At 66.2% G+C, this 24478-nt stretch carries 23 protein-coding genes (1 of these 23 running past the window's edge); 19 read left to right on the forward strand and 4 right to left on the reverse strand.

Annotated features, from left to right (window positions below; translation table 11 throughout):
- Window position 1 precedes the first annotated feature (1 nt).
- Window positions 2-1411 carry a lipopolysaccharide biosynthesis protein gene (locus EP380_RS22150; protein WP_106573472.1) on the reverse strand — a complete coding sequence of 470 codons (1410 nt, stop codon included), beginning with the start codon at window positions 1409-1411 and terminating at the stop codon, window positions 2-4.
- Window positions 1412-1514: 103 nt separating this feature from the next.
- On the reverse strand, window positions 1515-2387 hold the full coding sequence (locus EP380_RS22155) for a methyltransferase domain-containing protein (RefSeq protein WP_127600963.1): 873 nt from the start codon (window positions 2385-2387) through the stop codon (window positions 1515-1517).
- 91 nt (window positions 2388-2478) lie between these two features.
- On the opposite strand from EP380_RS22155, the gene EP380_RS22160 reads away from it, so the two are divergent.
- Genes EP380_RS22160 through EP380_RS22175 form a run of 4 tightly spaced genes read left to right on the forward strand, consistent with a single transcriptional unit; the run spans window position 2479 to window position 4851 of the window.
- Window positions 2479-3264 (forward strand): ComF family protein, encoded by a 786-nt coding sequence (locus EP380_RS22160; RefSeq protein ID WP_420845893.1) that lies wholly within the window; start codon window positions 2479-2481, stop codon window positions 3262-3264.
- Window positions 3265-3287: 23 nt separating this feature from the next.
- Complete coding sequence (gene grxC, locus EP380_RS22165; protein WP_127600967.1) at window positions 3288-3554, forward strand: glutaredoxin 3; 267 nt, start codon at window positions 3288-3290, stop codon at window positions 3552-3554.
- An 8-nt stretch (window positions 3555-3562) separates the two neighbouring features.
- Window positions 3563-4429: a carbon-nitrogen hydrolase family protein gene (locus tag EP380_RS22170; RefSeq protein ID WP_127600969.1), complete on the forward strand. Its 867-nt coding sequence runs from the start codon at window positions 3563-3565 to the stop codon at window positions 4427-4429.
- Window positions 4426-4851: a DUF1178 family protein gene (locus EP380_RS22175; protein ID WP_106573476.1), complete on the forward strand. Its 426-nt coding sequence runs from the start codon at window positions 4426-4428 to the stop codon at window positions 4849-4851. The genes EP380_RS22170 and EP380_RS22175 overlap by 4 nt, the downstream gene beginning before the upstream one ends.
- Before the next feature lie 71 nt (window positions 4852-4922).
- Here the strand turns inward: EP380_RS22175 and ubiG are convergent, their stop codons facing one another.
- Window positions 4923-5678, reverse strand: coding sequence for a bifunctional 2-polyprenyl-6-hydroxyphenol methylase/3-demethylubiquinol 3-O-methyltransferase UbiG (gene ubiG, locus EP380_RS22180; protein ID WP_106573477.1), 756 nt, complete (start codon window positions 5676-5678; stop codon window positions 4923-4925).
- A gap of 246 nt (window positions 5679-5924) precedes the next feature.
- On the opposite strand from ubiG, the gene EP380_RS22185 reads away from it, so the two are divergent.
- From EP380_RS22185 to EP380_RS22255, 15 genes are all read left to right on the forward strand, one after another.
- Entirely contained in the window at window positions 5925-7178 is a 1254-nt protein-coding gene (locus EP380_RS22185) for an aspartate kinase (RefSeq protein ID WP_106573478.1), read from the forward strand.
- Window positions 7179-7253: 75 nt separating this feature from the next.
- On the forward strand, window positions 7254-9530 hold the full coding sequence (gene ptsP / locus EP380_RS22190; protein ID WP_106573479.1) for a phosphoenolpyruvate--protein phosphotransferase: 2277 nt from the start codon (window positions 7254-7256) through the stop codon (window positions 9528-9530).
- 3 nt (window positions 9531-9533) lie between these two features.
- Complete coding sequence (gene prfA / locus EP380_RS22195; protein ID WP_127600971.1) at window positions 9534-10613, forward strand: peptide chain release factor 1; 1080 nt, start codon at window positions 9534-9536, stop codon at window positions 10611-10613.
- A complete protein-coding gene (gene prmC / locus EP380_RS22200) occupies window positions 10606-11487 on the forward strand; it encodes a peptide chain release factor N(5)-glutamine methyltransferase (protein WP_127600973.1) in 882 nt (293 codons plus the stop codon). Before prfA ends, prmC begins: the two co-directional genes overlap by 8 nt.
- 305 nt (window positions 11488-11792) lie before the next feature.
- Entirely contained in the window at window positions 11793-12542 is a 750-nt protein-coding gene (locus EP380_RS22205) for a DUF4167 domain-containing protein (protein ID WP_106573482.1), read from the forward strand.
- Window positions 12543-12770: 228 nt separating this feature from the next.
- Window positions 12771-15398, forward strand: coding sequence for an ATP-dependent chaperone ClpB (clpB, locus tag EP380_RS22210; RefSeq protein WP_127600975.1), 2628 nt, complete (start codon window positions 12771-12773; stop codon window positions 15396-15398).
- A gap of 197 nt (window positions 15399-15595) precedes the next feature.
- Complete coding sequence (locus EP380_RS22215; RefSeq protein WP_164749961.1) at window positions 15596-16435, forward strand: transporter substrate-binding domain-containing protein; 840 nt, start codon at window positions 15596-15598, stop codon at window positions 16433-16435.
- A gap of 54 nt (window positions 16436-16489) precedes the next feature.
- Window positions 16490-17170 carry an amino acid ABC transporter permease gene (locus EP380_RS22220; RefSeq protein ID WP_106573484.1) on the forward strand — a complete coding sequence of 227 codons (681 nt, stop codon included), beginning with the start codon at window positions 16490-16492 and terminating at the stop codon, window positions 17168-17170.
- Window positions 17171-17181: 11 nt separating this feature from the next.
- Window positions 17182-17847, forward strand: coding sequence for an amino acid ABC transporter permease (locus EP380_RS22225; protein WP_106573485.1), 666 nt, complete (start codon window positions 17182-17184; stop codon window positions 17845-17847).
- Window positions 17848-17852: 5 nt separating this feature from the next.
- On the forward strand, window positions 17853-18638 hold the full coding sequence (locus tag EP380_RS22230; RefSeq protein WP_106573495.1) for an amino acid ABC transporter ATP-binding protein: 786 nt from the start codon (window positions 17853-17855) through the stop codon (window positions 18636-18638).
- An 8-nt stretch (window positions 18639-18646) separates the two neighbouring features.
- Window positions 18647-19591, forward strand: coding sequence for an aminotransferase class IV (locus tag EP380_RS22235; protein ID WP_106573486.1), 945 nt, complete (start codon window positions 18647-18649; stop codon window positions 19589-19591).
- Window positions 19584-20303: a GntR family transcriptional regulator gene (locus EP380_RS22240; protein ID WP_106573487.1), complete on the forward strand. Its 720-nt coding sequence runs from the start codon at window positions 19584-19586 to the stop codon at window positions 20301-20303. The genes EP380_RS22235 and EP380_RS22240 overlap by 8 nt, the downstream gene beginning before the upstream one ends.
- A gap of 89 nt (window positions 20304-20392) precedes the next feature.
- Window positions 20393-20755: an MmcQ/YjbR family DNA-binding protein gene (locus tag EP380_RS22245; RefSeq protein WP_127600988.1), complete on the forward strand. Its 363-nt coding sequence runs from the start codon at window positions 20393-20395 to the stop codon at window positions 20753-20755.
- 112 nt (window positions 20756-20867) lie between these two features.
- Entirely contained in the window at window positions 20868-22283 is a 1416-nt protein-coding gene (locus EP380_RS22250) for a L,D-transpeptidase family protein (protein WP_420845895.1), read from the forward strand.
- A gap of 108 nt (window positions 22284-22391) precedes the next feature.
- Window positions 22392-23954, forward strand: coding sequence for an MFS transporter (locus tag EP380_RS22255; RefSeq protein WP_127600980.1), 1563 nt, complete (start codon window positions 22392-22394; stop codon window positions 23952-23954).
- Between the two features lie 21 nt (window positions 23955-23975).
- On the opposite strand, the gene EP380_RS22260 is transcribed toward EP380_RS22255, so the two are convergent.
- Window positions 23976-24478 carry the 3' portion of a M23 family metallopeptidase gene (locus tag EP380_RS22260; protein ID WP_106573490.1) on the reverse strand. It continues 1435 nt past the right edge of the window, so the window shows 503 of its 1938 coding nt (coding positions 1436-1938); its start codon lies beyond the right edge, outside the window; it ends in the stop codon at window positions 23976-23978.

The following is a 24478-nucleotide window of genomic DNA, read 5'->3' on the forward strand; positions in this document are numbered from 1 at the left end:
ATCAACCTCGCGCTTCGTGCGATGACGGCAGAAACACCAGCATGACGATGCCGAGGCGGCGCCATACGGTGAAGGACAGGGCGAGCGCCTCGAACGCCATCGCGATCGCCGTCGCGATCGCCGCGCCCCACAGCCCGAATTCGGGGATGAGCATGAAATTGAGCGCGATGTTGAGCGACAGCGCCAGGGCGTAGACCAGGGCGCACACATTCTGGTTGCCGGTCATGGTGAGCAGGCTTTCGGCCGGACCGACCGCCGCGCGCGCCACGACGCCGCCGACGAGCACGAACAAAAGCGGATAGCCGGCGACGAATTCGGGCCCGAACAGCGACAGCATCGGCTTGCCGAGCAGGAGGACGGCGAGCGCCATCGCCAGCGACGGCCAGAAGGTCCACGAGGCGGTCTCGCGCGCAAAGGCGCTCAGCAGTTCGGTGTCGCCTGCATGGGTGATGCTGGCGTAACGCTGGGCCACGCCGGCCTTGACGGCGAAATAGACGAAATGCACCAGCGCCAGGGTCTTTACCGTCGCGAAATAGACGGCGACCTGGTCCGGCGGCATGAAACGGCCGACCATCAGCACGTCGGCATTGGTGAGCAGGAAGAAGAAGCTCTCGACCAGGAAGATCGGCATCGAAACCAGGACCCACTCGCGCAGCAGGAATTTGCGCGGACCAGGCTCCATGTGTCGGTCGACCCGTCCGGTCACCGAGACGAGCTGGATGATGGTGGTGGTGTAGGTGGCCATGATCGCCGCGATGATCGCGGTGATTGCAGAGGGCTGGAACCCGGCCAGGAGCGAGCCGCCCATGAAGGCCAGGATCAGCACGGGCCGGATCAGATAGGTCGGCGAAAGCGCGGAGATCGCCCAGGCATTGGCGCGCGACACGCCCTGGAGCGCGTCGGACAGCGAGATCATCGGCAGGCAGACGATGCCGAGATAGAAGGGGACGATGTAGTAGGATTCGAGCGAGGGGGCGAACAGCCAGATGCCGATCGCGCCGATCGCGGCGACGATCGTGGAGGCGATCAGGACGAAAAGCCGGCTGGCCAAGAGGATGCCGCGCAATTCGGCAAGACGTCCCTTTTCGCGATATTCGGGAATGAAACGGATCACCGAGGTGTGGAAGCCGAGGCAGGAGAGATTGCCGACGATCACCATCGTGACCCAGACGAGGACGAAGATCCCGTATTCGAAACTGCCCATCCAGCGCGCCAGCAGGACCTGGCTGACAAAGGCGATGACGGCGTTGACGATGCGGATGAAGAAGGCGATCAGCGACATGCGCCCGGCTTCGCCACGCCCGTCGGCGCCCGAAAGAACGGAGTCCACGAGGCCCAGCAGCGGGCGCGCGCGGAGCGCCAGGCGCTCCGGCAAAAGCCGTTCCGCAGTTGTGGCGGCGGAAAATCGCACGCTTTACTCTCCGTTTTCCGTCCTCCGCTGCATAAAGGACAACCTTTAAGAAACGGTTCGGGCGCCTGGAGATCGGGCTTGCGGCGGAAGGGCGCGCCGGCTTCTATTTCCCGTCCTGGTCCTTCAGCGCCTGGGCGAGCGACATCGTCGCCGACCCCGGCCTGGCCGGTTTCGGCTGCGAGGCGTCCGGTGCCCAGCCCGACAGCCAGATCAACGAAAAGGTGGCGCGCAGCCGTCCGTCCGGATCGGCAAAGCGCTCGGCATAGAGGTCGGCCGCGCGCAGGAACACCTGCTTGCCGGTCGGCCGTTTCAGCCGCCCGAACAGCGTGTTGGTGGCACCCATCTGCCGCAGGTCGCGCAGCAGCGCGAACATGTCGGCATAACGCACGGTGATGGTTTCGATATCGGCGACCGGCAGGGCGAAGCCGGCCCGCTGCAGCAAGGCGCCCGCCGCGCGGACGTCGGCGAAGGGCAGGACCCGGGGGCTGGCGCCGCCGGTGATTTCGGTCTCGGCCACCAGCAGGCAGTGGCGCAGTTCCTCCAGCGTGCCGGCGCCGGCGAAGGCGGCCAGAAACAGGCCGTCCGGGCGCAGGGCGCGGCGGATCTGGATCAGCGCGCCAGGCAGATCGTTGACCTCGTGCAGCGCGAGCAGGGACACGGCGAGATCCAGGCTTTCGGGCTTGAGCGGCAGGTGCTCGCCGTCGGAGACGAAGCCGGCGCCGCCTTCCAGAAACACCGGATCGGGCTCGATACGGCTCACATTGCCGGCGCGGCCCGAGGCGCGCATGGCCAGCGCGGCGTGCGGTGTCAGGCAGTGGATGGCGGCGCAGTCGGCAAAGCGCCGCTCCACCGTCGCCAGACGCTCGCCGAGCTCGTCGGCGGTGCGTTCCATCAAGAAGGTCGCGATCGGCCGCCCTCCGGCCAGAAGCCGCTTCTTGCGCGCGATCGCCAGCTCGAGGTCAAGGATGTTTTCCATCGAGGCCCGCCTGTGACATCAATCCTCGCCGGTCGAAGGAATGGCTGATGCCGCCTGGTTCTGGTAATTTGCCGGTCATGGGACCAGCGTGGTGAACCATCGGCTCGACGAGATCAAGCGTGCGGTGCGTGGCGGCGCCGCGCTGATCGGCACGCTCGCCTTTCCGCCGACATGCGCGGGCTGCCGCAAGCTGGTGGTGGAGCCCGGTACGCTGTGTGGCGAATGCTGGCGCGAACTGGCCCTGATCGAGCGTCCCTATTGCGAGGTGCTGGGCATCCCGTTTGGCTGCGAGATGGGCGACAAGGCGGTTTGTCTGGCGGCGATCGCGGAACCGCCGCCGTTTTCGCGTGCGCGTGCGGCCGTTGCCTATGACGGCGTGGCGCGCCGGCTGGTGCAGGGGCTGAAATTCCGCGACCGAACCGACCTGGCGCCCTGGATGGCGCGATGGATGGCGCGCGCCGGGGCCGAGCTTCTCGGCGACGCCGACATGATCGTGCCGGTTCCGCTGCATCGGCGGCGTTTCCTCCTCAGGCGGTTCAACCAGGCGGCCGAACTCGGGCGCGCCATCGCCGTTCGGGCGGGGATCGCCTTCGAGCCGGAACTCGTGCTGCGCGCGCGCAGCACGCGCCAGCAGGTCGGCCTCGGACTCGCCGAACGCCACTCCAACGTCAGGGGCGCGTTCGCGGTGCCGGCGGCGCGGCGGGCCATGGTCAAGGGCCGGCGGGTGCTGGTCGTCGACGATGTCTACACCACCGGGGCCACGGTCAGCGCGGTCGCCCGCGCGCTGGTGCGGGCCGGGGCGGACGCGGTCGATGTGCTCACATTCGCGCGGGTTTTGTCGCAGGACTTCCGGGACGATGCGGCTGCCCCTATATAGGGGGCGGAAAACCGGAATTGGTCATGGTTGATGTGACGATCTATACCCGCGCCATGTGCGGATACTGTACGGCGGCGAAACGGCTTCTGGACAAGAAGGGCGTCGCCTATGTCGAGCACGATGCGAGTTTTTCGCCGGAACTGCGCAATGAGATGATGACGCGTTCGGGACGCGCGACCTTTCCGCAGATCTTCGTCGGCGCGGTTCATGTCGGCGGCTGCGACGAGCTTTACGCGCTCGAGGAGCGCGGCAAGCTCGACACGCTCATCGCAAACGGCTCGTTCGTCTGAGGATGGCGATGAACGCTTTCAAGGCCGCGGTTGTGCAGATGCGATCGGGCATGGACCCGGCGCGCAACGCCGCTGATTTCGAAGCGCTGGTTCGCGAGGCCGCCGGCCGGGGCGTCGCCTACGTGCAGTCTCCGGAGATGACCGGCGCGCTGGTGCGCGACAGGCAGACGCTGCGGCGGATCGTCAAGGACGAGGCCGGCGACCTGGTGGTTGACGCGGCCAGACGGCTTGCCGCGGAGCTTGGGATCGCGATCCACGTCGGTTCGACGGCGATCGCGTTGCCCGACGGCAAGGTCGCCAACCGGGCGTTCCTGTTCGACAGAACCGGCGCGCTGGTGGCGACCTACGACAAGATCCACATGTTCGACGTCGACCTCGACAATGGCGAGAGCTGGCGCGAATCGGCAACCTACCAGCCGGGCGCGCGCGCGGTCGTGGCGCCGCTGGCCGGCGTCCCGTTCGGACTGGCCATCTGCTATGATCTGCGTTTTCCGCACCTTTTCCGCGCCCAGGCGCTGGCGGGCGCGGCGGTGCTGAGCGCGCCGGCGGCCTTCACGCGCCAGACCGGCAAGGCCCACTGGCACGTGCTGACGCGGGCGCGGGCCATCGAGAACGGGGCCTGGCTGATCGCCGCGGCCCAGGGCGGGCGCCACGAGGACGGCCGCGAGACGTTCGGCCATTCGGTGATCGTCGATCCGTGGGGCGCGGTGGCGGCCGAGATGCCTGGCGACGAGCCGGGCATCGCCCTTGCCGAGATCGATCCGCGCGCCAGCGCCGCCGCGCGCGCGAAAATACCCAATCTGCAGAACGCGCGCGATTTCGATCTCGATATGCTCGCCGATGACGGCCTTTCGGCGCGGAGGGTGGCGTCTTGATCCGGTTTTCGCTCCATTGCGACGCCGGTCACGACTTCGAAGCCTGGTTTCGCGGCAACGACGATTACGACGCCCAGGCCGCGCGGCATCTCGTGGCCTGTCCGCAGTGCGGCTCGACGAAGGTGGAAAAGACCCTGATGGCGCCGGCCCTGTCGACCGGCCGGCGCAAGGAGAAGCTGGCGCTGGCGGCCAATGCCGAGCAGAAGAAGGCGATGGCCAAACTGAAGGAACTGGCGCACAAGATGCGCGAGAACGCCGATTATGTCGGCGACAAATTCGCCGAGGAAGCGCGCAAGATCCATTTCGGCGAGACCGAGGCGCGCGGCATCTACGGCGAGGCGACGGCCGAGGAGGCCAAAGGGCTGGTCGAGGACGGGGTCGAGTTCATCCCGATCCCGGATTTTCCCGACGACAAGAACTGAACCGCCCGCCGCGGGCGGCTGCCGCACACCCAACCGATCGGGAATCGGCCGGCCGCGGGGCCTGTCCGGCCTTAGCCGTCCGCGGGCTTCTTTTCGGCCAGGACCATGTAGTTGACGTCCATGTCGCGCGAACGCTGCCAGCGGTCGCCGAGCGGGTTGTAGACGACGCCGGTGCGGTCGACGACCCTCATGCCGGCCGCGTCAAGCGCGGCTTCCAGCTCGGCGGGCCGCACCAGCTTGTTGAACTGGTGCGTGCCGCGCGGAAGCCAGCGCAGCACGTATTCCGCGCCGAAGATCGCCAGGCCGAGCGCTTTCAGCGTGCGGTTTATGGTGGCGACCACCATGATCCCGCCGGGCCTGACCATCTGGCTGCATTTGGCGAGGAACAGGTTCATGTCGGACACATGCTCGACCACCTCCATATTGAGGACGACGTCGAACTCCTCGCCCGCCTCGGCCAGCGCCTCGGCGGTGGTCGCGCGGTAGTCGATCTTCAGCTTGCCCTCGGCGGCATGCAGCTTGGCGACCTCGATATTGGTTTCGGAGGCGTCGGCGCCCACGACTTCGGCCCCAAGCCGTGCCATCGGCTCGCACAACAGGCCGCCGCCGCAGCCGATATCGAGGATGCGCAGGCCCTGGAACGGCCGTGACGAGCGCGGATCGCGGCCGAAACGGGTTGCGATCTGGTCGCGGATATAGGCCAGGCGAACCGGGTTGAACTTGTGCAGCGGACGAAATTTGCCCTTCGGGTCCCACCATTCCGCGGCCAGGGCGGAAAAGCGTGCGACCTCGTCGGCGTCGATCGTCGTTGGTTGCGTCTCGGGCATCCGGCGGTCTCCTCTACGCCGGACATCAAGTCGGGTCCGACGCCGCCAAAGTCAAGACGCCAAAATTGTCACAGAGACAAAGCGTGTTCGCCGGCGAACAGGACGGCGGGGCGCGGCGTCGGCTTGCGGACCCACCCCCTTTGCATTATGGAAACCGCGCATCGCGCCCCGTGCCACGGCGGCGTGCCTCTTTCAAATCCGTCCGCAGACTGCCGGGCGCATTCCGCTACAGGGTTCGACCGTTTCATGGCGCGTATCGTGATGAAATTCGGCGGAACGTCCGTCGCCGACATCGATCGCATCCGCATCGTGGCCCGCCATGTCAAACGCGAGGTCGATGCCGGTCACGAGGTCGCGGTGGTGGTGTCGGCGATGGCCGGCAAGACCAACGAACTCGTCGCCTGGACGCGCGAGGCCTCGCCGCTGCACGACGCGCGCGAGTATGACGCGGTGGTGGCGTCGGGCGAACAGGTGACGGCGGGATTGCTGGCGATCACCCTGCAGGCGATGGGCGTGCATGCGCGCTCCTGGCTCGGCTGGCAGATTCCGATCCGCACCGACAACGCCCACGGCGCCGCCCGCATCACCGACATCGACGGCTCGTTCCTGATCAAGCGCTTCGGCGAGGGCCAGGTGGCGGTGATCGCCGGTTTCCAGGGCATCGGGCCCGACAACCGCATCGCCACGCTCGGCCGCGGCGGCTCCGACACGTCGGCGGTCGCGATCGCCGCGGCGGTGGGCGCCGACCGCTGCGACATCTATACCGACGTCGACGGCGTCTACACCACCGATCCGCGCATCGAGCCCAAGGCGCGCCGGCTGGCGCGCATCTCGTTCGAGGAAATGCTGGAAATGGCCTCGCTCGGCGCCAAGGTGCTGCAGGTGCGCTCGGTGGAACTCGCCATGGTGCACAAGGTCAGGACATTCGTCAGGTCGTCGTTCGCCGATCCGGAGGCGCCCGGCATGGGGGATTTCGACAATCCGCCCGGCACGCTCATTTGCGAAGAGGATGAAATCGTGGAACAGCAGGTCGTCACCGGCATCGCCTATGCCAAGGACGAGGCCCAGATTTCGCTGCGGCGCGTTGCCGACCGGCCCGGCGTCGCCGCCGGGATATTCGGTCCGCTCGCCGAAGCCAGCATCAATGTCGACATGATCGTCCAGAATATTTCCGAGGACGGTTCGCGCACCGATATGACGTTTACCGTGCCGTCGAGCGACGTCGACAAGGCGCTGGGGGTGCTGAACAAGGTACGCGAGACGATCGGCTTCGACGCGGTCCAGCACGAGACGGGCATGGTCAAGGTGTCGGTGATCGGCATCGGCATGCGCAGCCATGCCGGCGTGGCGGCCACCGCCTTCAAGGCGCTTTCGGAAAAGGGAATCAATATCCGCGCGATCACGACGTCGGAGATCAAGATTTCGATTCTGATCGACGGCCCCTATGCCGAACTCGCCGTGCGTACTTTGCATTCCGTCTACGGGCTGGATAAGCAGTAGACCAATGATTTGAGCGCGACGCGGCCGCTGCGGCGATGTCCGCCCGGCGGGGACGCGGTCGTTGGAGAAACGCCGATGCGCGAAATCGCCGGCAGCCCGCGCATATTGCTGAAGCGGCTGCGCGAGATCATGGCCGAAGCCGTGGAGCCGCAGGAGCGGCTCGACCGGATCGTGCGCGAAATCGCCGCCAACATGGTCGCCGAGGTGTGTTCGCTCTATGTGCTGCGCGCCGACGCGGTGCTGGAACTCTACGCCACGGAAGGCCTCAATCCCGGTTCGGTGCATCTGGCGCAATTGCGCCTCGGGCAGGGCCTGGTCGGCACGATCGCGGCGAGCGCGCGCCCGCTCAACCTTTCGGACGCGCGCAACCACCCCGCCTTCACCTACCTCCCCGAAACGGGCGAGGAGATCTACAATTCCTTCCTCGGCGTGCCGGTGCTGCGGGCCGGCCGCACGCTCGGCGTGCTCGTGGTCCAGAACAAGACCAACCGGCACTATGGCGACGACGAGGCCGAGGCGCTGGAGACGACGGCGATGGTGATCGCCGAAATGATCGCCACCGGCGATCTGCGGCGGCTGACGCGGCCGGGCATGGAACTCGACCTCAGCCGGCCGGTCAGCCTGACCGGAGCCGCCTTCAACGAGGGCGTCGGGCTTGGCCATGTCGTGCTGCACGAGCCGCGCATCGTCGTCACCGAACTGTTCAACGAGGATGTCGACCAGGAACTGAAGCGCCTGGAAACCGCGCTCGGATCGCTGCGGCTGTCGATCGACGACATGCTTTCGCGCCGCGAGATCGCCTTCGAGGGCGAGCATCGCGCCGTGCTGGAAGCCTATCGCATGTTCGCGCATGACCGCGGCTGGGTGCGGCGGCTCGAAGAGGCGATCCGCAACGGCCTGACGGCGGAAGCGGCGGTGGAGAAGGTGCAGTCGGACATGCGCGCGCGCATGCTGCACATGACGGACCCCTATCTGCGCGAGCGGATGAACGATTTCGACGATCTCGGCTACCGGCTGCTGCGCCAGCTCATGGGTCGCGGACCGGAGGAAATCGCGGCCTCGCTGCCCAAGGACGCCATCATCGTCGCCCGCTCGATGGGGGCGGCCGAACTGCTCGACTATCCGCGCGACAAGCTGCGCGGCCTGGTGCTTGAGGAAGGCGCGGTCACCAGCCACGTGGTGATCGTCGGCAAGGCGATGGACATTCCGGTCGTCGGCCAGGCCAAGGGCGCGGTGTCGATGGCCGAGAACGGCGATGCGCTGATCGTCGACGGCGATGACGGCAAGGTTCACCTCAGGCCGCAGCCCGACGTCGAGGCGGCCTATGCCGAAAAGGTTCGTTTCCGGGCCAAGAAACAGCAGCTTTATCGCGAGTTGCGCGACCGGCCATCGGTGTCGAAGGACGGGATCGCGGTCGAGCTGATGATGAATGCGGGCCTGGCCGTCGACCTGCCGCAGCTCGCCGAAGCAGGCGCCGCCGGAATCGGGCTTTTCCGGTCCGAACTGCAGTTCATGGTGGCGGCGACCTTTCCCCGCGCCCAGGAGCAGGAAAAACTCTACCGCGAGGTGCTCGAGGCGGCGGGCACGAAGCCTGTGACCTTTCGCACGATCGATATCGGCGGCGACAAGGTTCTGCCCTATTTTCGCGGCGCGGAAAAAGAGGAGAACCCGGCGCTCGGCTGGCGGGCGATCCGTCTGACGCTCGACCGCCCGGGGTTGTTGCGCACCCAGTTCCGGGCGCTGCTCAAGGCGGCGTCGGGCCGCGAGTTGCGGGTGATGCTGCCGATGGTGACGGAAATCGGCGAAATCGCCAAGGCGCGCGGCCTGATCGAGCGCGAGGTGCAGCAGCTGGCGCGGTTCGGCTACGCGCTGCCGACCAGCCTGAAGCTCGGTGCCATGATCGAGGTGCCGTCGCTCCTGTTCCAGCTTCCCGAATTGATGCGGACGGTCGACTTCGTCTCGATCGGCTCCAACGATTTGTTCCAGTTCATGACCGCGACCGATCGCGGCAACGGCCTGCTGGCGGGGCGTTTCGACCCGCTTTCGGTGCCGTTTCTGCGGGTCTTGAAATCCGTAATCGACGCCGGCCGGGAGGCCGGCAAGCCGGTGACACTGTGTGGCGAGCTCGCCAGCCGGCCGATTTCGGCGATGGCGCTGGTGGGGCTCGGTTTCCGGTCGATTTCGATGTCGCCGGCCGCGATCGGGCCGGTCAAGGCGATGCTGGCCGATCTGCCGGTCGGCGCGCTCGAAGGGCTGATGGTGCAGATGATCGAGGCGAGCGCCGTCGACATGGACGTACCGGCCCGGCTTCGCGCCTTCGCCGCCGAATTCGACATTTCCTGCGAGACCTGACCGATGAGCTTCGTTGCGTCCGAGAGAATGGATCAGGTCCTGAAACGCTTCGAGATGATCGAGGCGCAGATGGCCGCCGGCCCCGAGCCCGAGGCCTATGTGCGCCTGGCTTCGGAATATGCCGAGCTGGAAAAGCTCGCCGGCGAGATCCGCGCACTGCGCGGCGCGGAGGCCGAGCGCGAGGGGCTGGAAACGATGCTTTCCGATCCGTCGACGGACGCGGAGATGCGCGCGCTGGCCGAAGCCGAACTGCCGGAGATCGAGGAGCGCATCAAGGCGTTGCAGCAAAGCATCCGGATCCTGCTTCTGCCCAAGGACGATGCCGACGACAAGAACGCGATCCTGGAGATCCGTGCCGGGACGGGCGGCGACGAGGCGGCGATCTTCGCCGGCGATCTGTTTCGCATGTACGAACGCTACGCCGCCGGCCGCGGCTGGCGGGTCGAACTCGTCTCGGCGAGCGAGGGCGATGCCGGCGGCTACAAGGAGATCATCGCCACCGTGTCTGGCAAGGGCGTGTTTTCGCGTCTCAAATTCGAATCCGGCGTGCACCGCGTGCAGCGGGTGCCGGAAACCGAGGCCAGCGGCCGTATCCACACCTCGGCTGCCACCGTGGCCGTGCTTCCCGAGGCCGAGGAGATCGACGTCGAGATTCGCAACGAGGACATCCGCATCGACACGATGCGCGCCTCCGGCGCTGGCGGCCAGCATGTCAACACCACCGATTCGGCGGTGCGGATCACGCATCTGCCGACCGGGATCACCGTCGTGCAGGCGGAAAAGTCGCAGCACCAGAACCGCGCTCGCGCCATGCAGTTGCTGCGCGCCAAGCTGTTCGACATCCAGCGCACCAAGGCGGCGGAGGAGCGCTCCGAATCGCGGCGCTCGCAGGTCGGCTCGGGCGACCGTTCGGAGCGGATCCGAACCTATAATTTTCCGCAGGGACGGGTGAGCGATCACCGCATCAACCTGACGCTCTACAAGCTCGACCGGGTGATGGAGGGCGATCTCGACGAGATCATCGACGCGCTGATATCGGACCATCAGTCCGCGCTTCTGGCCGACATGGCGCAGGATGGCTGAAGACGCTTTGCCGGCGTCCGCGCGCGATCTCGGCACGGTCCTGGCCGAAACCCGCCGCCGCCTGAACGCGGCGGGACTCGGCGAGGCGGCCCTCGATGCCAGGCTGATCGTCGAGCATTTTTCCATGACACAGCGCATCGACGCGCTGCGCGATCCCGCCTTGCTGCTCGACGCGCGCACCGTCGCGGCGATCATGGCGGCTGTCGAACGGCGGCTTGCGGGAACGCCGGTGCACCGCATTCTCGGCTATCGCGACTTCTACGGATTGCGGCTCGCCTTGTCGCCGGAGACGCTGGAACCGCGACCGGATACCGAGACGCTGGTCGAGGCGGTGCTGGCGGAGCTCGCCGGGGTCGTGGCGCGCAAGCGGGACTGCGCCATTCTCGACCTCGGCACGGGTACGGGCGCGATCGCGCTTGCGCTGCTGGCCGCGCTGCCGCAGGCGCGCGCGTGCGGCGTGGACCTGTCGGCGGAGGCTGCGAGGACCGCGATCGGCAATGCCACCCGTCTTGGAATGGATGGGCGGTTTACGGCCCATGTTTCAAACTGGTTTCGCGACGTGACCGGCGTTTTTGATGCAATCGTGTCCAACCCACCCTACATTACGTCCCGGGAGATGCGTGAGCTGCCGGTGGAAGTGGCCGGGCACGATCCCCATCTGGCGCTCGATGGCGGTGCCGACGGTCTCGACGCCTATCGCGTGATCGCCGCCGGCGCTGGTGCCCATCTCGATCGCGATGGCGTGGTCGGGGTGGAAATCGGCAGCCGGCAAAAAACGGATGTGGTCGCCGTCTTCGCCGCGCACGGCTTTAGCCTGCGTTCGGCGGCCCGCGATCTTGCCGGCCATGACCGGGCTCTGGTGTTCGGCTTATAGGGCGCGGTTTGTGCCGTGCGAAAAAATACTTGGCAAGGGTGATGAATATCGCTAGTTTCCGGCCACCGGATGAGACGAAGCAGGCAGTGCTGTATCGATTCGGTTCCAATGGAAACAAGCTGCCAATCGCGTGACGCGAAAGCGCTTCGTGTGGGGATCGTTCGGCCAGGTAGCGCAACCGAAAGCGAGTTGGCAGCCAGCGGCCGAACGGCGGTAGCTCGCCCATGCTCGATGGTAAGGCGGTCGCGACAAAGAGCGAAACCGCGTTCCCCTGTGTTCACGATGATTGCAAAAAAGAGAATCGGATGAGGCCACAACAGCAGAACAGGCGTATGCGCGGTCGCAACAACAACCGCAAGGGCCCCAATCCTCTGACCCGGTCCTACGAAAGCAACGGCCCGGACGTGAAAATCAGGGGATCCGCGCAACAGGTTGCCGACAAATACACGGCGCTGGCGCGGGACGCGCAAAGCGCCGGCGATCGGGTGATGGCCGAGAACTATCTGCAGCATGCCGAACACTACAACCGCATCATCGCGGCCGCTCAGAGCCAGTCGGCTCAAAACAACGCGCCCCGCGACCAGCGCGACGATTTCGACGAGGACGACGCGGACGAGCGCCAGGGCAACCAGAACAACGCTCCGGCACAGACGACCTCCGACAGCCAGCCAAAGGCGGCGCAGGACGGCCAGCAGGACGAGCGGCCGCAGACGCCGCGCGGTGGCGCCAAGGATGACGGCTCGGGCCCGCAGCCGGTGATCGAGGGCACGCCGGTCGAGGTCGCGATCGAACAGGAAACGATCAAGACGGCCGCCGAGAAGCCCAAGCGGTCGCGGCGCGCCAACGGTTCGCCCCCTGCCGAGGAAGACGGCAAAGACGGCAAGGATGGCGAGGCGGCGGCACCGCGTCGCGCGCGGCGGCCGCGCCGCCCGCGTGCCAGCGATGCCGAAACCGCCGAGGCGGCCGCGCCGGCTCCGGCGAGCGCCGAAGGCGAGTCGCAGACCTCGTCGGAAGACGGACAGGGCGACCTGCCGCTGCCTGCCGCGGCGCAGTAACCGGCCGCGGCGACGGCTCCAGGGTCAGAAGGCGGCGTTCGCGCCGCCTTTTTCGTTGGCGCGCCGGTGCCCGAATCGATTTCGCAGCGAAGTCCACGCGTCGCCGCTTGAGTGCGACGGATCGCATACCCATATCGGAAGCGAAGGGGTTCGCTTCTCAAGAAGGGACCCGTCACCTCAACCGATCCGGCGCCGCGCAGGCGGGCCGGCAAGGAAACGGAGACGTCGATGAACGTGGAAAAATATTCCGAGCGGGTGCGTGGCTTCATCCAGTCCGCTCAAACGATGGCGCTGTCGCGCAATCACCAGCAATTCACCCCCGAACACATGCTCAAGGTCCTCGTCGACGACGAGGAGGGACTGGCCGCGTCGCTGATCGAGCGGGCCGGCGGCCGGGTGCAGGACGTGCGGCTTGCCGTCGACGCCGCGCTCGAAGCCTTGCCGCGCGTGGAGGGCGGAAACGGCCAGCTCTATCTCGCCCAGCCGCTTGCGAAGGTCTTTTCGACGGCCGAGGACCTGGCGAAGAAGGCCGGCGACAGTTTTGTCACCGTCGAACGGCTCTTGACCGCGCTGGCGATCGAAAAGACCGCCAAGAGCGCGGATATCCTGGCCAAGGCGGGTGTGAGCGCGCAGGCGCTGAACCAGGTCATCAACGATATCCGCAAGGGACGCACCGCCGATTCGGCCAATGCCGAGCAGGGCTTCGATGCGCTGAAGAAATATGCGCGCGACCTGACGGCGGACGCGCGCTCCGGCCGGCTCGATCCGGTGATCGGGCGCGACGACGAGATTCGCCGTACGATCCAGGTCCTGTCGCGGCGCACCAAGAACAATCCCGTTCTGATCGGCGAGCCCGGCGTCGGCAAGACGGCGATCGCCGAAGGCCTGTCGCTCAGGATCGTCAATGGCGACGTGCCCGAATCGCTCAAGGACAAGCGCCTGATGGCGCTCGACATGGGCGCACTGATCGCCGGCGCGAAATATCGCGGCGAATTCGAGGAGCGGCTGAAGGCGGTGTTGTCGGAAGTCACCGCCGCCGAAGGCGAGATCATCCTGTTCATCGACGAGATGCACACGCTGGTCGGCGCCGGCAAGGCCGACGGGGCGATGGACGCCTCCAACCTGTTGAAGCCGGCCCTGGCGCGCGGCGAATTGCACTGTGTCGGCGCCACCACGCTCGACGAATACCGCAAGCATGTCGAAAAGGATGCCGCGCTGGCGCGCCGCTTCCAGCCGGTGTTCGTCAACGAGCCGGCGGTCGAGGATACGGTGTCGATCCTGCGCGGGCTGAAGGAGAAATACGAGCAGCACCACAAGGTGCGCATCTCCGATTCCGCGCTGGTCGCGGCGGCGACGCTGTCGAACCGCTACATCACCGATCGCTTCCTGCCGGACAAGGCGATCGATCTGGTCGACGAGGCCTCCTCGCGGCTCAGAATGCAGGTCGATTCCAAACCCGAGGCGCTCGACGAGATCGACCGGCGCATCATGCAGCTCAAGATCGAGCGCGAGGCGCTGAAGCTGGAAAAGGACGATGCCTCCAAGGACCGGCTCGAGCGGCTCGACGCCGAACTGGCCAAGCTGGAGGAGGAATCGGCCGGGCTGACGGCGACCTGGGCGTCGGAAAAGGAAAAGCTCGGACTGGCGGCCGACCTCAAGCGCCAGCTCGACGAGGCGCGCAACGCGCTCGCCGGCGCCCAGCGCAAGGGCGAATTCCAGCAGGCCGGCGAACTGGCCTATGGCGTGATCCCGGAGCTGGAGCGAAAGCTGGCCGAGGCCGAGGCGCGCGACGACGCCGGCTCGATGGTGGAAGAGATCGTCACCCCGGACCACGTCGCGCATATCGTGTCGCGCTGGACGGGCATCCCCGTCGACAAGATGCTGGAAGGCGAACGCGACAAGCTGCTGCGCATGGAAGACGAACTCGCCAGGCGGGTCGTCGGCCAGGGCGAGGCGGTCAAGGCCGTGTCGCAGGCCGTGCGGCGCGCGCGCGCCGGGTTGCAGGATCCGAACCGGCCGATCGGCTCGTTCATGTTCCTCGGCCCAACCGGCGTCGGCAAGACCGAACTGACCAAGGCGCTGGCCGATTTCCTGTTCGACGACGAGACGGCCATGGTTCGGGTCGACATGTCGGAGTTCATGGAAAAACATGCCGTATCCCGGCTGATCGGCGCACCGCCCGGCTATGTCGGCTACGAGGAAGGCGGTGTTTTGACCGAGGCGGTGCGCCGCCGGCCCTATCAGGTCGTGCTGTTCGACGAGATCGAGAAGGCGCATCCCGACGTCTTCAACGTCTTGTTGCAGGTGCTCGACGACGGCCGCCTGACGGACGGGCAGGGCCGCACGGTCGATTTCCGCAACACGCTGATCATCATGACCTCCAACCTGGGGTCGGAATTCCTGGTCTCGCTCGGCGAGAACGAGGATGTCGACAAGGTTCGCGACGAGGTGATGGCGGTGGTGCGGGCTTCGTTCCGGCCGGAATTCCTCAATCGCGTCGACGAGGTGATCCTGTTCCACCGGCTGCGCCGGCAGGACATGGGCCAGATCGTGGAAATCCAGCTCGCCCGGCTCGAAAAGCTGCTCGCCGACCGCAAGATCACGCTCGATCTCGACGAGGGCGCGATCGCCTGGCTGGCCGACAAAGGCTACGATCCAGCCTATGGCGCGCGCCCGCTCAAGCGCGTCATCCAGAAGGATCTGCAGGACCCGCTGGCCGAGAAGATCCTGCTTGGCGAGGTCCGCGACGGTCAGGACGTGGTGGTGACGGCGGGCTCCGACCGGCTGACCTTCCGTCCAGGGGTCGCGTCGGTTGACGACGAGGCCGGAGCCGAGGCGGCGGAAGCCGCCGCCTGAACGCCCGTCGACCTTATATCCGCTCCGGCCCGGTGCCGGCGCGCGCCAATGACGCTCCTCCCCGCCGGGGAGGGGCGTTTTTCGTTTGCCGGGGCGTAGGGCGAGGCGGGTGGCGCCGGAGTATTGTTGTACTGATTGATTGTTGACAATCATACAAAATCGGTAAAATCTGAAAACCGTCAATGGGAGCAACGATCATGATCCACCATCTTCAATCCCGGCTGGCGGCCGTCGCCTTGGCGATCGTTGCCATGCTGGCCGTTTCGACCGGGGCCTTTTCCCAGGAAAAATCGACCTGGGACACGATCCAGGACAGTGGGGCGCTGCGCATCGGCGTCACCCAGGCGCCGCCGTGGTTCTTCAAGAATCCCGCCACCAACGAATGGACGGGTCTCGGCGTATCCGTCGGCAACGCGATGGCCGAAGCGCTGAACGTGAAACTCGAGCCCGTCGAAGTGACCTGGGGCACGGCGGTGTCGGCCCTGCAGGCAAACCAGATCGACATCATGTTCGTGCTGGACGCCACGCCCCAGCGCGCGGTCGCGGTCGGCTTTCCGGCCCAGCCGCTGCTTTATTACGCGCTGGCGGTACTGGCCGACGACGAGTTGACGATCGAGACCTGGGACGATCTCAACAAGCCCGACATCAAGATCGCCGTGACGCAGGGCACAACGATGGACAACTACGTCTCCGGGCGTCTGGACAAGGCGGAAATCCTGCGTTTCCCCTCCAATGGCGAAGCGGTCGCCGCCTTCCAGTCGAAGCGTGTCAACGCCGTGTCGCTGTTCCATCCGCCGCTGATCGCCATGCGCCAGAAGATCGGGCGCGGACAGATCGTTTTGCCCAAGCCGATCCGCCAGTCGACCTCGTCGGCCGGCGTGCGCCTGGAAGCCGATACACGCTTCCGCGATTGGGTGAACACGGCCATCTCCTACTACTACCAGACCGGCCAGACCCAGGAATGGTACGAGCAGTTCCTGAGCGAATACGGCGTCGACCCCGAAACGGTGCCGGCGATCCGTCGCGAGGACTGGTAGCGCGGCCAAGGACGGGGCGCCGCGGCGCCCCGTCGCCACGGGCAGGAGCTGACGATGGGGTATGAGTGGGACTTTGCGGTGGTTTTCCGCAATTACGACCTCTTGCTGCTCGGGCTTGTCAACACGCTCAAGGTCACGGGCCTGGCCTTGCTGTTCGGCGTGCCGCTCGGCCTGCTGCTCGCCTTGCTGCGCCTCTACGGAAACCGGGCGGTGCGGCTTCCCGTCGGATTCGTCATCGAATTTCTGCGCACGACCCCGCCAATTGCGCAATTGTTCTGGTTCTTTTTCGCAATGCCGATCCTGATCGGCGTCGAAATCGACCCGTTTCGGGCCTCGGTCTTGACGTTTTCGCTGCAATCCTCGGCGTTTTTCGCCGAAGTTTTCCGCGGCGGCATCCAGTCGATCGATTCGGGCCAGTGGGAGGCGGCCAAGGCCATCGGCATGAACCGCAACCAAACACTCGGCCGGATCATCCTGCCGCAGGCGGTCAAACGCATGATCCCGGCATTCCTGGAACGCGCCATCGAACTGATGAAAACGACCACCCTGGTCAGCACGATCTCCTATGCCGACCTGCTTTACCAGGCCAACAGCATTGCCCAGTCGACCTACCGCACGATCGAGGTCTTCACGGTTGCCGCGGCGATGTATTTCGTCGTCATCCTGGCCTGTTCGATCGCGGTCCGGCGGCTGGAAAAACGTCTCGCGCGCAGCGGCGAGACGGTCGTGAACTGAGGGAGGGCGCCATGGACCACAATTGGGATTTCGCCTCCGTCCTGGCCAACAAGACGCTGCTTTTGATCGGGCTGAAGAACACCCTGGTCCTGGGGTCGGTCTGCCTCGCGCTCGGCCTGTTCTTCGGTCTGTTCGTCGGCGCGGCGCGGTTTTCGGGAAAGAGCTGGCTTTATTATCCGGCCACGGCCTTCGTCGAACTGTTCCGCAACACGCCCGTTCTCGTCCAGATCATGTGGTTCTTTTTCGCGTTTCCGATCATCGCGCCGTTCAAGATCGACGCCTTCACCGCCGCCACGCTGGGCCTGACCCTCAACACGGTGGCGTTTTCCTCCGAGATCTATCGCGCCGGGCTGCAATCGATCCACAAGGGACAATGGGAAGCCGGAAAGGCGCTGGGAATGAGCTACTGGCAGCAGATGCGCCGGGTGGTGCTGCCGCAGGCCGTGCGCCGGATGCTGCCGGCCTTCATGAACCGGGCGGTCGAACTGTTCAAGATGACCTCGCTCGCCTCGGTCATCGCCTATGGCGAATTGATGTACCAGGCCAAGGTGGTGTCGACGATCTCGTTCAATCCGATCGAGATGTATACCAGCGTGGCGCTGATCTTCTTCCTGGTGCTTTTCCCCGCAACGATCCTGGTGCGCCGCTTCGAGGCGCGCGACACATTCCGACGGTGAACGCGATGACAGAGGTTCTACGAATCGAGGGCTTGCACAAATCCTTCGCCGAACTGGAGGTTCTCAAGGGGATCGACCTGTCGGTGAACAAGGGCGAGACCGTGGTGCTCTTGGGGGCGTCCGGCTCCGGCAAGTCGACCTTGCTGCGCTGCGTCAATTTCATGGAAATCCCCACCAGCGGCCGCATCCACCTGGAAGGCAAGGCCATCGGCAGCGCCCGCAACGGCCGCGTCGCCTACGCGGAGCGGGAATTGACGCAGCTCCGGTCGCGCGTCGGCATGGTGTTCCAGCATTTCAATCTGTTCCCCCACATGACCGCGCTCGAAAACGTCATGGAGGGGCCGCGCACGGTGCTGAAATGCGATTCGTCCGAATGCCGCCGCCGCGGGGAAAAATATCTCGACAAGGTGGGGCTCGGCTGGAAGGCCGACGCCTATCCGTCCCAGCTTTCGGGCGGACAGCAGCAGCGTATTGCGATCGCGCGCGCACTGGCCATGGAGCCCGAAATCATGCTGTTCGACGAGGCCACCTCGGCGCTCGATCCCGAACTCGTCGGCGAGGTTCTCGAAACGATGAAGGAACTGGCCGAGGAAGGCATGACGATGCTGATCGTCACGCACGAATTGGGGTTTGCCTACACCGTTGCCGACAAGGTGCTGTTTCTGTCCGAGGGCAGCATCCTCGAGCAGGGCACGCCGGCCGAGGTGCTGACCTATCCCCGCCAGGACGCCACCAAAAATTTCCTCCGCGGCCACAATATGTTCCGCTTGCCCGAACCCCAGATTGACTGACCCTGACCATGAACACCATCGATCGAATCGACAGCCGCACCACCCACGATGCCGACGAGGACATCCGCAATCGCGATATCAAGATCTACGTCAACGGTGAGATCGTTCCGCGCGACGAGGCCAAGGTCTCGGTCTATGATTCCGGGTTCATGCTCGGCGACGGAATGTGGGAAGGCATGCGCCTCTACAAAGGCAAATGGGCTTTTTTCGACGAACACATGGACCGCTTCTTCGATTCTTGCAAAGCGGTCTCGCTCGATGTCGGCACCGACAGGGCCGGCATTCTGGACGCCTTGACGCGGACGGCGCAAGCGAACGGGATGACGGACGACGTTCATTGCCGGCTGATGCTGACGCGCGGCGTCAAAGCGCGGCCGTTCCAGCATCCGCGCCTGTCGCGCTCGGGGCCCACGCTGGTGATCATCATGGAGCACTCGAAACCCGTCGACAGCCTGCAGGGCCAGGGCATCCGGCTGGCCACCGTTCCCCAGGTGCGCGGCCTGCCGATGTCGCAGGACGCCAAATATAACAGCCATTCCAAGCTGAATTGCGTGATTGCGGCCCTACAGGCCGAACAGGCCGGCGCCGACGAGGCGCTGATGCTCGACCCGCACGGGTTCGTGAACACCACCAATGCCTGCAACTTCTTCATCGTCCGCCGCGGCGCGGTGTGGACCTCGACCGGGGATTACTGCATGAACGGCGTCACCCGGGCCAAGGTGATCGAGGTGTGTCGCGAAAACGGAATCCCGGTCTTGGAGAAGAATTTTTCGCTCTACGAGACCTACGGGGCCGAGGAGGCGTTTTTGACCGGAACGTTCGGCGCGCAGACACCGGTCGCCTCGATCGACGGCAAGCCGATCGGCGACGGCAACCGGCCCGTCATGGCGCGCATCCGCCAGCTCTACAAGCAACTGGTCGAGCGCAACATCGCGGATCAATCGCATGATTGACAACACGCTGATCAAGCCGGTTTCCGACAGCACCCTGCGCAGCCGCACGGTCGACCAGATGAAGCTGCTGATCGTCTCGGGCGAGCTGCCGGCGGGAAGCCGGCTCACCGAAACGCGGCTGGCATCGGCCTTGGGCATAAGCCGCGGGCCGCTGCGCGAGGCGATCCGCGAACTGGTCGATATCGGCCTTCTGGTCAGCAAGCCCTATAAGGGGCTGTTCGTGCGCGAGGTGACGCGCGGCGATCTCGAAGAAATCTACTCGCTGCGCACCGCGCTGGAGCAGTTCGCGTTCAAGGAATGCTGGAGCAAACGCACCCCGGCCGCCCTCGCCGATCTGCGCAGGCGCAACGAAGCGCTCGCCGCCACCATAGAGGAGGGGACCAATCCGCTCGGCGCGATCGAGGACGAACTCCATCTGCACAGCTGGTGTTACGAAATGTCGAACCATCAGCTTCTGTTGCAAAGCTGGAACCGGCTGAAGCCGAATCTGCAATTCTATTTCGCGATGCACCAGCAGGCGCATGCGCGCCGCGGCCCTTCGCGCCAGGCGCACGACACCTATATTCGCCTTGCCTCGGGCGACGATCTCGACGCGATGCTGGATCATCTCGCCGACCATATGCGCCAGGGCCTTCAGACCACGATCGGCTTCATCGAAACCGGCGAGCCGGGCCACGCGGCCAGGCGGGCCGGCGCCCGGACCGCGGACTGACGGGCGCCTGGCTTGCGCGCCGGCGCGCGCCTCTCCATAGTCCGTCGCAGACGACGGTGGCCGTGCGGCCGACCGAGAGGAGGCCGGCCCTGACACTCGATGAATACAACCGCTTTTGCACCGGGCTGCCCGCGACCACCCATGTCGTGCAGTGGGGCGGCGCGCATGTGTGGAAGGTCGGCGGCAAGGTGTTCGCGATTGCCGGCTGGACGGAAGGGGAGCACCTTGCCGTCAGCTTCAAGGTGTCCGAACTCGCTTACGAGGTCCTGCGCGAGCAGCCCGGCTGCCGTCCGGCGCCCTATCTCGCCTCGCGCGGCATGACGTGGATCCAGCGGGTTTCGTCGCAGAGCGTCGATGATGCCGCGCTTATGGACTATCTCGCCGAAAGCCATCGCCTGGTGGCGTGCAAACTGCCGAAAAAGACGCAGCGGGCGCTCGGCCTCGAGGCGTGAGCGGCGCGGTCTTTCGCCATTTTCATGTCCGGTTCATCTGGAAGAAACCACACTGGCGGCTGGACGCCGCGCCTGCGCATAACGAGCAGCGCTTTTTTCTCGGAGACTGTCTTTGCCAAAACCCGGAACGATCCCGCTTCTCGCAGCTCTCGCCCTTGTCGTTCTTGCGCGTGCGTCCGCGGCGGTCGCCGCGATGCCTGTGACGGGGTTTGCCGAAGAGGAAGCGCGCTCTACTGCCGTGCCCGCTCTGCGATTGGCGCAAGGCGGCGATGTGGAGATTTTTTACGACCGGGCCGGCAACCGCGTCATCGTCGACGCCTATACTGGCGAGGTGATCGCGATCGAGCGGCCGCGCCGGCTGCCGTTGCGCGAACGGCCCCTGCCGCGACGCGCCGGGCCGAGCCTCAACGATCCCGACGCGCTCGAGCGCTACCGGCGCTATCGCGAGCGCCAGCTCGGGCGGCCGCTGGCGCCGTTGCCGGACGAGCCGGCGCGCGATTATCGGCAGCCCTTTCCCGAAGAGGACGATTTCATCGCCCGGCGCCGGCTGCCCGCCATCGACGAGGACGGCGATCTCGCGCGCCGTGAGCCGCTTCCCCGTGATCGCCTGTCGGACGATCCGGTGACCGGGTCGACCCCGCGCAAGGACGAGGGCGCGACCGCACGGCCGCGCGGCCCGACCGGCGCGAGCGAGAACGTGGCCAGGCTGCAGGTGCTTCTCGACCGGGCGGGCGTGTCGCCCGGCGTCATCGACGGCCGGATGGGCAGCAATGTGCGCAAGGCGCTGGATGCGCTTGCCGAGATGACCGGCGAACGGCTCAACCCGGACGACACGGCGCTGATCGAGGCCGCGCTCGCCGATACCGGGGGGCCGGCCTTTTCGACCTACACGATCACCGCCGCCGACGCGGCCGGCCCGTTCGTGGCGTCGATCCCCGCCGACTACGGCGAAAAGGCCCGCATGGAGCGGCTCGGCTTCACGTCGACGGTCGAAATGCTCGCCGAACGTTTCCACATGGACGAAACCTATCTGCGCGTGCTCAATCCCGGCGCCGACTTTTCGCGACCGGGCACCCGTATCAAGGTTGCCGACCCGGGCAAGCCGCGCGCCGGCGCGGTCACCCGAATCGTCGCCGACAAGGGACGCGAGCAGGTCAGGGCCTACGACGCGGCGGGCAATCTGGTCGCCGCCTATCCGGCGACGATCGGTTCGGCCGACACGCCCTCGCCGTCCGGTACGGTGAAGGTGGAACGCATCGCCTTCGATCCCGAATACACCTACAATCCCAAGATCAATTTCAAGCAGGGCAACAACGACCGCGTGTTGACCATTCCGCCGGGGCCGAACGGGCCGGTCGGCACGATCTGGATTGCGCTGTCCAAGCCGACCTACGGTATTCACGGCACACCGGAGCCGGCGCGCATCGGCAAGACCAACAGCCATGGCTGCGTGCGCCTGACCAACTGGGACGCGCACGAACTGGCCAAGATGGTCGCCAAGGGCGTGTGGGTGAGTTTCGTGGAATGAGCCAGCGCGCCGCCGGCCTTGCGAGGGCGCGGCGTGCGCGCCGTGTCGCGGCCAAGGGCTGGTCGTGGACCTCCAATTCCGATAGAGCGGGTTGGGAGGATCCCGCCGATGGAGGCGCCTGTACCCGAGCTCTCGCCTGAGGAGACAGGCACGACGCGGCGTGTGTTCTGCCCGCCGCATGCGCGCAAATTCGTTCTCGTCTCCGCCATTCTCGCTTCGTCGATGGGGTTCATCGACGGTTCGGTGGTGTCGCTGGCCATGCCGGCGATCCGTGCCGACCTCGGCGGGACGCTGGTCGACGCGCAGTGGATCAGCAATGCCTACATGCTGTTTCTGTCGGCGCTGGTGCTGATCGGCGGCGCGGCCGGCGACGTGTTCGGCGTGCGCAACATCTTTCTTGCCGGGATCGGCCTGTTCATGGCGACCTCGCTGCTGTGCGCGCTATCGCCCGACGCCGACACGCTGATCCTGATGCGCGCCCTGCAGGGCATCGGCGCCGCGCTGATGGTGCCCGGCAGCCTGGCGATCATCGCGAAATCCTATCCGGCCCGCGAACGCGGGGCCGCGATCGGCATATGGGCGGCCTATTCGTCGCTGACGACGGCCGCCGGCCCTTTCCTCGGCGGCATGCTTTTGTCCTTCGGCCAGGACTGGATGTGGCGGCTGATCTTCGCCATCAACGTGCCGATCGGCCTGCTCACCATCGGCATGATCGTTCTGCGGGTGCCGCGCGACCGGCCGTCCGAGCGCCGCGCGCTCGACATTGCCGGCGCGGTTCTGGCCACCGGCGGGCTCGGCCTGATGGCCTGGGGGCTGACGGCGCTCGGCCTGCCGCCGGAGACGCGCGCCGCACCGCCGCTGGCATGGATCGGGGCCGGGAGCGCGGTGTTCGTCGCCTTCATCGTCTGGGAGGGCCGGGCGCGCGCGCCGATGGTCAAGCTTGAGCTGTTTCGCTCAAAAGCCTTTTCGGGCGCGAATCTGTACACGCTGGCGCTTTTTTTCGGCTTCGGCGCGGTCCTGTTCTTCCTGCCGATGACGCTGGTCTCGGCCTGGAACGCGCAGGAATGGGAGGCGAGCCTGATGTTCCTGCCCCTGTCGCTGCTGATCGCTTTTCTGTCGGGGCGTGCCGGGCGCCTGGCCGACCGGATCGGGCCGCGCCTGCCGCTGACGGTCGGCGGGCTGATGGTGGCGCTGGCCTTTGGCGGTCTCGCCGCGACCATGCCGTTGCGCCAGATGTGGCTGGTTACCCTGCCGATGCTGACCTTGATGGGGCTCGGCATGTCGATACTGGTCTCGCCGCTTTCGGCCGCCGTCATGCTGGCCACGCCCGACGAGGATACCGGGCTTGCGTCGGGCATCAACAACGCCGTTGCCCGCGCCGCCGGGCTGATGTCGGTCGCCGCACTGGGGGCGATGGCGGGGCTGGTGTTCGCGGCCCTGGCGCCGCAGGGCGCAGATGTCGCGTTCGGCGCGCTGCCGTCCGTGCCGCTCGACGCGGCGGCCGAACAACAGCGCGTCGCGGCGAGCGACCGGGCCTTTCAAGCGGTCGCCGTAACGGCGGCCGGGCTGTGCCTCGTCGCCGCGATCATCGCCTGGTTGACGCAGCCGCACTGGGCCGCGGGGGAAGGAGCCGTCCTCGACGGGGAGGCGGCGCCAGACCAAGCCGGATAAAATTACCGGGGTTGCCGCGAATCAGCGGCTCGCCAGTTTCAGGGCGTCGCCGGTTTCGTCGGCCAGAAGCGCGTCGATGCGCTCGCGCTCGCTGTTGAAGGCGGCGAGCTCTTCCTTTTTCAGCACCCGCCCGGTCGGCAGGCGCACGCGCATCGGATCCACCTTGGTGCCGTTGACGATCAATTCGTAGTGCAGATGGGGACCGGTCGACAGGCCGGTGGAGCCGACATAGCCGATCACCTGGCCCTGGCGCACGCGCGCGCCCGCCCGCACGCCCTTGGCGATCGCATTCTGGTGATTGTAGGAGGTCTTGTAGCCATTGGCATGGCGGATGATGGTCTGGCGGCCGTAGCCGCCGGCCCAGCCGGCCTTTTCGACCTTGCCATTGCCGGCCGCGATGATCGGGGTTCCGCGCGGGGCGGACCAGTCGACACCGGTATGCATCTTGCGGTAGCCAAGGATCGGGTGGCGGCGGCTGCCGAAGCCGGAGCGGAAACGGCCATTGGGCACGGGATTGCGCAGCA

This window comes from Nitratireductor alexandrii (assembly GCF_004000215.1).
Classification (GTDB): Bacteria; Pseudomonadota; Alphaproteobacteria; order Rhizobiales; family Rhizobiaceae; genus Mangrovimarina; species Mangrovimarina alexandrii.

What these genes read in the sequence shown, in the direction of transcription:
- clpB (WP_127600975.1), top strand. Translation starts at nt 12,771, where the DNA reads ATGAACGTGGAAAAATATTCCGAGCGGGTGCGTGGCTTCATCCAGTCC.
- EP380_RS22170 (WP_127600969.1), top strand. Translation starts at nt 3,563, where the DNA reads ATGAACGCTTTCAAGGCCGCGGTTGTGCAGATGCGATCGGGCATGGAC.
- EP380_RS22255 (WP_127600980.1), top strand. Translation starts at nt 22,392, where the DNA reads ATGGAGGCGCCTGTACCCGAGCTCTCGCCTGAGGAGACAGGCACGACG.
- EP380_RS22155 (WP_127600963.1), bottom strand. Translation starts at nt 2,387, where the DNA reads ATGGAAAACATCCTTGACCTCGAGCTGGCGATCGCGCGCAAGAAGCGG.
- EP380_RS22235 (WP_106573486.1), top strand. Translation starts at nt 18,647, where the DNA reads ATGAACACCATCGATCGAATCGACAGCCGCACCACCCACGATGCCGAC.
- EP380_RS22185 (WP_106573478.1), top strand. Translation starts at nt 5,925, where the DNA reads ATGGCGCGTATCGTGATGAAATTCGGCGGAACGTCCGTCGCCGACATC.
- EP380_RS22220 (WP_106573484.1), top strand. Translation starts at nt 16,490, where the DNA reads ATGGGGTATGAGTGGGACTTTGCGGTGGTTTTCCGCAATTACGACCTC.
- EP380_RS22240 (WP_106573487.1), top strand. Translation starts at nt 19,584, where the DNA reads ATGATTGACAACACGCTGATCAAGCCGGTTTCCGACAGCACCCTGCGC.
- EP380_RS22225 (WP_106573485.1), top strand. Translation starts at nt 17,182, where the DNA reads ATGGACCACAATTGGGATTTCGCCTCCGTCCTGGCCAACAAGACGCTG.
- EP380_RS22230 (WP_106573495.1), top strand. Translation starts at nt 17,853, where the DNA reads ATGACAGAGGTTCTACGAATCGAGGGCTTGCACAAATCCTTCGCCGAA.
- EP380_RS22205 (WP_106573482.1), top strand. Translation starts at nt 11,793, where the DNA reads ATGAGGCCACAACAGCAGAACAGGCGTATGCGCGGTCGCAACAACAAC.
- prfA (WP_127600971.1), top strand. Translation starts at nt 9,534, where the DNA reads ATGAGCTTCGTTGCGTCCGAGAGAATGGATCAGGTCCTGAAACGCTTC.
- prmC (WP_127600973.1), top strand. Translation starts at nt 10,606, where the DNA reads ATGGCTGAAGACGCTTTGCCGGCGTCCGCGCGCGATCTCGGCACGGTC.
- ubiG (WP_106573477.1), bottom strand. Translation starts at nt 5,678, where the DNA reads ATGCCCGAGACGCAACCAACGACGATCGACGCCGACGAGGTCGCACGC.
- EP380_RS22215 (WP_164749961.1), top strand. Translation starts at nt 15,596, where the DNA reads ATGATCCACCATCTTCAATCCCGGCTGGCGGCCGTCGCCTTGGCGATC.
- grxC (WP_127600967.1), top strand. Translation starts at nt 3,288, where the DNA reads ATGGTTGATGTGACGATCTATACCCGCGCCATGTGCGGATACTGTACG.
- ptsP (WP_106573479.1), top strand. Translation starts at nt 7,254, where the DNA reads ATGCGCGAAATCGCCGGCAGCCCGCGCATATTGCTGAAGCGGCTGCGC.